General features: G+C 57.2%; 6 protein-coding genes and 1 pseudogene. 2 read left to right on the top strand and 5 right to left on the bottom strand.

Annotation, left to right across the window (positions count from 1 at the left end):
• Window positions 1-1306 (top strand): hypothetical protein (locus EN750_RS39340; protein ID WP_189526099.1); only part of this gene is annotated, 1306 nt, incomplete at its 5' end.
• A gap of 67 nt (window positions 1307-1373) precedes the next feature.
• Window positions 1374-1496, top strand: a pseudogene (locus EN750_RS40560) (IS481 family transposase); the annotation flags it as partial.
• Between the two features lie 31 nt (window positions 1497-1527).
• Here EN750_RS40560 and EN750_RS08690 read toward each other — a convergent pair.
• The 5 genes from EN750_RS08690 to EN750_RS08710 all read right to left on the bottom strand — a co-directional run.
• Window positions 1528-2211 (bottom strand): class I SAM-dependent methyltransferase, encoded by a 684-nt coding sequence (locus EN750_RS08690; protein WP_127396167.1) that lies wholly within the window; start codon window positions 2209-2211, stop codon window positions 1528-1530.
• Window positions 2212-2226: 15 nt separating this feature from the next.
• Entirely contained in the window at window positions 2227-6645 is a 4419-nt protein-coding gene (locus EN750_RS08695; RefSeq protein ID WP_127396168.1) for a glycosyltransferase, read from the bottom strand.
• Window positions 6642-7544, bottom strand: a complete 903-nt coding sequence (rfbD, locus tag EN750_RS08700) for a dTDP-4-dehydrorhamnose reductase (protein WP_127396169.1) — start codon at window positions 7542-7544, stop codon at window positions 6642-6644. The genes EN750_RS08695 and rfbD overlap by 4 nt, the downstream gene beginning before the upstream one ends.
• The gene (gene rfbB / locus EN750_RS08705) at window positions 7541-8611 is read right to left on the bottom strand and encodes a dTDP-glucose 4,6-dehydratase (protein ID WP_127272411.1); all 1071 of its coding nucleotides are present in this window, start codon (window positions 8609-8611) and stop codon (window positions 7541-7543) included. Before rfbB ends, rfbD begins: the two co-directional genes overlap by 4 nt.
• A 22-nt stretch (window positions 8612-8633) precedes the next feature.
• Window positions 8634-8795: dTDP-4-dehydrorhamnose 3,5-epimerase family protein (locus EN750_RS08710; RefSeq protein WP_145967504.1), on the bottom strand; the 162-nt coding region annotated here is incomplete at its 5' end.

Below are 8795 nucleotides of genomic sequence, written 5' to 3' on the forward strand. Positions count from 1 at the left end.
GTGGTGGACATCGCACGGTGCAACATTTGCGTTCGCTCCCTGGCCGATAATAGCATTCCTGCTTCCGATTCGTCCGTGGCTGAAATTACCGCTTCTTTTCTGGACCTGCGCTGTCTGGGTGTTCGGTTTCGTCTACCCCCCCTTCATGATCCCCGCGGCGTTTGCACTGGGAATACTGCTTCTGGCCTTCCGGCGTGATATGATCACTCCTGCGAATATTGCAGTCGCAGTTTCGGCGATTGCCTGCCTTGGTATCAGTTTTGTCTTGTATTTCAGCGACCTCATTCAGATCATGCAGGCGACTGTCTATCCTGGCCAACGGGATATATGGGGCGGCGGCGTCAACGAAATGAGGTTGCTTGCCTATCTCTTTCCTTTTTTTACCACGGTGCGCTTCTCGCCGCTTCTCGCGACTAACGAATGCGAGGTCGCAGTTGTTTCGACCCTCCTGCCTCTGACAGTGCTCGTTTTTGTTAGCTATCGGTCATTGACTGAAACCTTGAGGGACAACTTCGTCTCCTTTGGGGTGGTCGGGCTAGGTTTGATTTTGATGCTAGCGTGGATGACACTGCCGATACCTTCCAGTATTGGGAAGATCCTGCTCTGGAACAAAGTTCAACCTAGCCGTATGGTCTGGGGATTTGGATTGCTTTTTACCATATCTATAATTGTTTCTGCATCTAGATGCACATTTGTAATTTCGAAAGAGAGAATTGCGTTTTTTTTAGCAATTATGGTATCGACTTGGTTTCTGTCAAAGGCAGGATTTAATTGGGTTCCGGGGTATTCATATGAAAAAAACCCTGGCGCCTTGATGCGTGGATACTTCGAATGGATTGCAATTGTTCCATTTGTTTTGAGTGCCGGATATGTCTGGTACTTCGGTCAGCCGACAAGAAACAGTGGGCGGATATTGTTTGGCTCTGCATTTGTCTCTGGCGCGATTACGTTCGGTATGTTCAATCCCTTTCAGCAGGCCTTTCCGATTTTCGACATTCCGGAAACGCCTTTTCTGACAGCGCTTCGCGAGCAGGCAAAAACCAACCCTAACGGATGGGCTGTCATGCCTGGTATGTATGGCGCTCTGTTCTCTGGCGCGGGTGTCCCGGCAATCAATCACACGCTCACTGCACCGCAGCTTTCGTTCTTCCGGCGAGTGTTTCCCTCAATGCCTGAAGCAGCGTTTAATGATGCATTCAACCGGTATGCACACATCATTCCAACTGACGTCCCGGAACCTCGTTCGCCTTCGCCCGATCAAGCTTGGGTTCCGATCAAGGCGTTTACAACCAAAATACCAGGCTAGATGTTTTGATCTCAGGCTTTGATGGTTCATCATTGTTGTCCGAATCAAAGGATGAGCTACGGGCCACATCCTGCATGTACCGCATCGTCAAGCGAGCCTGAGGGCGCTTTCGAAGCGCTACGGCATCAACCCTAAGACGGTCGCGAAGTGGAAGGCGCGGAGTTCGACCGCCGATGTACCCACCACCCCAGGTGGAGACTTCGGGAAAAACCGCATCTGATTTATTTCACCATCACGCATATAGACTGGCCGAGAGCGTGCCCTTCGAGAATGGGAGCGTTGGCGTCGATGAATTTCTCCACATCGAAACCGATCTTGGCCGCGAAAACCTTGATAGCTTCCCGTTCTAGGAACATGTTGAGATGCGGGCGGTCTCCGGCCTCGTATTGAGTTACTGTTGCCTCGAAAACCTGCCAGAGCGGCGGCATGTGGAACTCCAGGAACGAAAACAGCAGTTTGCCGCCCTTCTTCAGCACACGGTGGGAGTCGCGCATGTAGATGAAGGTTTCTTCGTGCAAAAGGTGGGTAAAAAGGCTGAAGGCGCATATATAGTCGAATGTTGCGTCCGGATTTGGAAGTTTCACTGCTCTGTTCATGTGGAACTTATAGTTTCTGGGTGTCTTAGTAGCAGCATAATCGAGCAAAGCCTGGACAATATCGTAACCGTCATAGTCGATGTGCAGGCGTCGTGCTAACGCAACTGCCGTACGCCCGGAACCGCAGCCGATGTCGGCAAGACGCATTCCATCGCGCAGACCATTCTTGATGAGAGCTTCGGCTTCAATACGGCCGATAATGTCATAGGCGCCGCCGACGGCGAGCGACATCGCTTCGTCAAGCGGATGATCGCGCATGAGTCTTGCGACGTGCTTCTCGTAATCTTCGACGAAATGGAATTCGGCCATTGCTATTTTCCGATGTCAGCTTAGCGAGAAATCTTCACGCGCTTTTGTCAAGTTCGGCGAATAGAAAGGATCATGTTCAATGATCTTTTTCCACCGTCTTTGCATATACATAATCTCACTCTTGAAACGCGCCATTTTTTCCGGAGCATCCTCAGCGCCGCGCGAGATGCTTTCAAGGTGGTAAAGCTCCGCATAGGGCGTCCAGACGTTTGTGTAGCCCGCTTCCTGCACTTTCAGGCAAAGGTCCACATCATTGAAGGCGACCGTCAGGTCCACATCATTCAGCCCGCCGACTTCTTCGAACAGGTTCTTGCGGATAAGGAGACAGGCTGCCGTGACAGCGGAGAGGTTCTGCAGGACCTTCAGCCTGCTAAAATACCCTGGATGATGGCGCGGGAAGTGCTTATGCGAATGACCGGCGACACCGCCCACTCCAACAATCACCCCGCCATGCTGAACCGTGTCATTGGCATAATAGAGCTTGGCGCCGACACAACCCACATCCGGCTGGACGGCCCAGGAGACCATTTCCGTCAGCCAGTCCGGCGAGATCACCTCGATGTCGTTGTTGACGAGGCCGATGATCGAGCCCTTCGCTTTTTCCACGGCGAAATTGTTGATCGCGGAATAGTTGAACGGCTTGTCGTAACGGATCACACGAACATTTTTCGCTTTCTTCAGCTCGCTGAAATAGGCAAGCGTTTCCTCCTCCACCGAGCCGTTGTCGGCCGCCAGAATCTCGTAATTCCCGTAGGTGGTCTTTTCGCGGATGGACTCCACACAGTTGCGAAGGAGTTCAACCTTGTCGCGCGTTGGGATGATCAGGCTTACGAGCGGCTGCGGCTCGGGGACGAAAAACCGAAGACGGTAAAAGGGTGTGCCGGGAGCTTCCTCAGCTTTCGCCGGAATATCCATGCGTTCGACATGTTCTTCCAGCGCACGCAACCCAGCCATATAGGCGTAGTTCTTTTGCGAACCATCGAGCGCCGTCGAGCCTTCCACCGCGCGCCAATGGTAGAGCACCTTCGGAATGTGCCGAATTCTCTCAGGGGCTATGCGCTCGAAGACGCGCAGATTGAGGTCATAGTCCTGGCTGCCCTCGAAGCCGGGGCGCCAGCCGCCGACGGCGCGGATATTTTCCGCCCGGTGCACGGTGAGGTGGTTCAGATAGTTCTGTGAGCGGAAAAGCTCCCGCGAGAAATCCGGCTTGAAACAGGGGTCATAGCGCCTGCCTTCCGAATCGATCTTGTCTTCATCGCTGTAGATCAGTTCGGCGTCAGGATGGCGATTGATTTCCAGCACGATCTCGGCCAGCGCATGCGGACGGAGAAGATCGTCGTGATCGAGCAATGCGACCCACTCGCCGGTGACCAGTTCCAGGGCAGAATTGGATGCATGCGAGATATGGCCGTTCTTGTCGCGAAAGACGATTTTGATGCGTGGATCGCGTTTCGTATATTCACTCAAAACGCGCTTCACATGCGGCTCTGTCGAGCAATCGTCCGCTATGCACAACTCCCAGTTCTCGTAGACCTGGGCGCGGACGCTCTCGATCGCCTCCCGCAAGAGTTTCTCCGGGGTGTTGTAGACCGGCATGAGCACCGAAATGAGCGGCGGCTTCTCCAACAGAGCCAACCGCCGCCTCAAATCCGCAACGTCGTGTTCCGTTGGCGTATCGTTGAGCGCAATCCACCCTTCATATGTAGCGCCCCCCAGTGCGCCTCGTGCTTCCGCGGATCGGAGGGTCGCCGCAAATCCCCTGAGGCCGCCTTGCCTCAAGATTTTTACGGCACGCGCGGCAAACCGCCCGAGAGAACGAGGGCTTGTCAGGTGGCGGGAGGCTAGCCCGGCGATAAGACGAGCATAATATTCGACTCGTCCGAGTCGACGCACCCGGACGCGACCGATCGTGATCTGGGCGGCACGGTCGCTTGGATCGAAACGCAGGTTCGAGGCTGCTACATTAAGCAGGAAGGTCGCCGCTGCCAGGCCTTTGCCGTTCGAAAGAAACCGCAGATCGATCCGTTCGATTTCGTTGTACCCCCTGCCGCTGTCGACATAGAGGCGCGCGTCAGTCAACGCGTCCGTTTCAGCCGGGACGTGTACGCTGAGCCTGTAGTGTCCGGGGAGCAATGGCTGGGAGCCCGGCCAGAGGAGTTCGAACTGCGGATCATCGCCCGTTATTGTCCACTCCGTCGCCCCCTTGCCCAATGGCACGCCTTCCAGGTGATGAAGTGCGTTGAGCGTAGCGGTCCGTCCGGCATAAAGAATTGCGTTGGCTGGGGGTGACACAAGCCTCTTCCAAACCGATCGATACCGCCAGGTCCGGCTGCTGTGAACCAATTCGATTTCGTGATTCAACACGGCCATCTGCCGGTGGCGTTCCTGCAGCTTATGTTCGCGCTCCTGCAACTCACGCTGAAGCGCCGCTATGTCCTGGTCCTTTGCCGCGAGATTGGTGTGGGCCAACTCCAGCGCTTGCGTGGCCGCGCGGAGATGCTCGCGCTCGACCGTCAGCGCAGCAATCTCACCGGAATAGGCCTCGATGCGTGCTTCCTGGCTTACCACCAACGCCCTGTTGGTTTCGATTTCCGCTTCCATGGTCGTCGTTCTCAGCGACCACTGGTTTCGGGTTTGGTCAGTCGCCTTGCTCCTCGTCTCGTCGAGAGCAACCATGCCCTCGTCGGCGAGCGCGACCCGCCCGTGCACGCTGCGCGCGCCCAGGACGTTTTCCGGAATTGGCAGCTTCGTTACAATGCAAAGCGAGTTCAAGAACTCGACGGAATGAACCGATGCGAGAGAAGCTTCGTTGAATGCGACCTGGTGCCTGTCGGCGAAAGTCGCCAAGGCATCGACCCGACGGCGATCCAGCCCCCAGTGCTCATGGTTGACCACATCAAGCAGGCGTTTGAAAAACGACATCGAGGAAAGCGGATCGTAGAGACCGCCCTCGAACTCCTGCCAGTAACTGCAATGCAGATCTTCGGCGATGTAGATGCCCCCTTCGGAAAGGTGGGGGAAATATCGCGCGAACGAGCGTATTATATCCGAGGATAGGTGCGATCCGTCATCAATTATAATATCATATTTTTCCGACATCGAGATGATGTCGCGCTCTGTTTCATCAGTATTGGCGTCACCTACGGAAATCTTTATCTTCCGGCTGTCGAAAACGAGATTTCCGCAAGCCAGATTGACGTCACAGCCAACGATTATTTCAGCATTGGGGAAATATTTCTGCCATATCTCCAGGGATCCGCCATTCTGAACTCCGATTTCCAGGATTCGAACCGGCCTGTCTCGATACTCTGAAAAAATATGGTCATAGGTGCTGAGATAGATCGACCATTTATCCGACACTTTGCCGCGATGCGCGTCGTACAGGTCACGAAGTGAAACGAATGGTTCCTGCATTGCGGGCCGCGCATCGCGCTGTTTGGCTAATTGCTGCTGTTCCAACTTCTGCCGATGAAACACGCTGAGACGGCAATCAATTTCAGGGAAAAAAGCGTCGCCAAAAGTTCTTGAAACAGATTCGAACTCTGCTCTGATCCGATCAAGATTTTCTATTGCAACTGCATCAGCATCATCGGACCTGAGCGCTATCAGTGCGGTATAAGCGTCTTTGACCCAGTCAATGATGCGCAAGTCTGCGTCGAGCAACTCAGTGCTGGCGGCAAAGTGCTGATTGTCGGTAGCGAAATGCTCAGACAGCAGGGACTGCCATTTCACGTCGGGTACCGGCCAGTCTAGGCTGAGAGTAGCAGTGATCCCGTCGATACCCTGTCGCCAGTCATCAAGCAGACTCTCGTAAGACAACAAGATGCGTGACCGACCCCTAGTTGCGCGCTCGGCTTCCAATTCGTGGCGAAGCCAAAGAAGCGAACTGAAGCCCATCGTGAAACCGTTTCGGTTCGCCAGGGAAGCGATCACAGCCAACGGATTGCGGTCTATCAGCACATAGCGAACATCGATGCGCATGCGCCTCAAGATCTCCGCATAAAGCGGCACGAAACGTGAGATACGCGGCTCCTTGAGCACAAAAAACGGCGCGCTGCCGTATTCCTCGTCGATCAGCCGCGCGATCTCTGCTTTGTAGAAGCGCAGACGCTGCGCGCCGAGATCGTTGGGATCGAAGAATCGCCAATCATCCCAGCTGCTTCCTGCTTCGGCCAGCATCTGGTCGTGCAGCGCAATGAGACGCTCCGGCTCCCAGTGACCCGTTGGATTGGATAGATTGGCGCCCAGCATGTTCTTAGGCAGTTCCGCGCCAAGCAGATTGATCGCCCTCGTCAGCGCGCTGGTGCCCGAGCGATGCATGCCGAGCACCATGATGCAGGTGCGTTTGGCTGCTTTCGGCTTTGCCTTGCGTGCCTTCGGCTCGTCGACGGGCGCGGCATCGCGCGTGTTTTCCGCTGACGAGTGCTTGTTCATGCCGTCAATGCCTGTTTCGGCTCACCGGCTAGCAGCCGGGGCACCACCGCTTCCGTCGATTGCCGCCACTCCGGTGCATTCCAGCCGAACGCCGCCGCGAATTTCGCGCTCGATAGCCGGGAATTGGCGGGGCGGCGCGCCTTGGTTGGGTAGTCCATCGTAGCAATGTCCCGTACCCGCGCCCAGGGACCACCCAACACGCGGCTTGTGTCGAGGATATGGCGGGCAAAGCCGCTCCAGTTGGCCTCGCCGGTTCCGGCCAGATGATAGATGCCGGATGTGCCGGCGCCCTCGTGCAGTTGTGCCGCCGCATGCAGGATCGCGTCGGCGACATCAAGTGCCGATGTCGGATTTCCCCACTGATCGGCTACCACCGCGATCTCGTCGCGGTCGGCGGCCAGCCGCAGCATGGTTTTCACGAAATTCTTGCCGAACGGGCTGTAGACCCATGCCGTGCGCAGGATCAGATGGTGCGGATTGGCTGATGCAACCGCCTGCTCGCCGGCAAGCTTGGAGGCGCCATAGACGCTGCGCGGTGCGGTGGCGTCGGTCTCGACATAGGCGGCGTCCTTGGTGCCGTCGAAGACATAGTCGGTCGAAAGATGGATGACGGGAACGCCCAGGCGGCTTGCTGCTTGCGCCACCTTGCCGGCGCCGACGGCGTTCACCGCGAATGCCAGATCGGGCTCGTCCTCGGCCTGATCCACCGCCGTGTAGGCGGCGGCCGACACGACGATATCAGGCTTCGCGGCCGCGATGGCTTCGATCACCGTGTCGGGTCTTGCGAGGTCGAGTTGCGGACGGCCAATGGCGATGACCTCAACGCCGGCGGCCGCCGGGCCGGCCTCCAGAAGGCTCGCCGCGACCTGTCCGTCGCGTCCGGTGACAACCAGCCTCACGCCGCCCCCTTGCGTGCTTCGCCCAGCCGTTCACCGGCATAGCGCTGCTCGCGGATCGGTCCCCACCACCATTTGTTGTCGAGAAACCAGTCGACGGTCTTGGCGAGGCCGCTGTCGAAATTCTCATTGGGCGCCCAGCCCAGGTCTCGGCCTATCTTCGAGGCGTCGATGGCATAGCGGCGATCGTGACCGGGGCGGTCGGTGACGAAGGAAATCAGGTCGCGATAGCTCTTGCCCCCTGCCCGCGGCCGCCTGCCGTCGAGCAGATCGCAGATCGTCTCGACGACGCCAAGGTTGGTCCGCTCGGAATTGCCGCCGACATTGTAGCTTTCGCCCGGCAGTCCCCTGGTCGCGACAAGTTCCAGCGCGCGCGCGTGATCCTCGACGAACAGCCAGTCGCGCACATTGGCGCCGGCGCCATAGACCGGCAGCGGCTTTTCATCGAGCGCATTGAGGATGACCAGCGGGATCAGCTTTTCGGGAAAGTGATAGGGTCCGTAATTGTTCGAGCAATTGGAAAGCACGACCGGCAGGCCATAGGTTTCGTGCCAGGCCCGCACCAGATGATCCGAGGCCGCCTTCGAGGCGGAATAGGGCGAGGATGGCGCGTAGGGCGTTTCCTCGACGAACATGCCGCCGTCGAAGGGAAGATCGCCGAACACCTCGTCGGTCGAGACATGATGGAAGCGGAAATGGCTCTTCCGGTCTTCGGGCAGGCCGCGCCAATATTCCAGCGCGGCATTAAGCATCTTGTAGGTGCCGACGATGTTGGTCTCGATAAAGGTGCCCGGCCCATCGATCGAGCGGTCGACATGGCTCTCGGCGGCAAGGTTCATGACGATGTCGATATCGTCGCGCCGAAGGATGTCGAGCACCGCCTTTTCGTCGCAGATGTCGGCCTGCGCGAAGCGATAATTGTGTGCGTTCTCGATCGGCCGCAGCGAGGCCAGGTTTCCCGCATAGGTAAGCTTGTCGAGATTGGTCACCCGATAGGCCGGGTTGGCGCATAGATGCCGGCACACCGCCGAACCGATAAACCCCGCACCGCCCGTCACCAGAAAATTCATGCCGCTGTCCTCACGCAACCCATCAGGCGAACACCTCGGCGGCGGCCAGCAGCGGCGCCTTGAGGTCCTTGTCCGAGAGCTGGAACCCGCCGGCCAATGACGGCCATTCGATGCCGATGGCGGGATCGTCGAAACGGACCGACCGATCATGCGCCTGCGAATAGGTGTCGGTCACCTTATACAG

This window comes from Mesorhizobium sp. M7A.F.Ca.ET.027.03.2.1 (genome assembly GCF_003999175.1).
GTDB lineage: Bacteria > Pseudomonadota > Alphaproteobacteria > Rhizobiales > Rhizobiaceae > Mesorhizobium.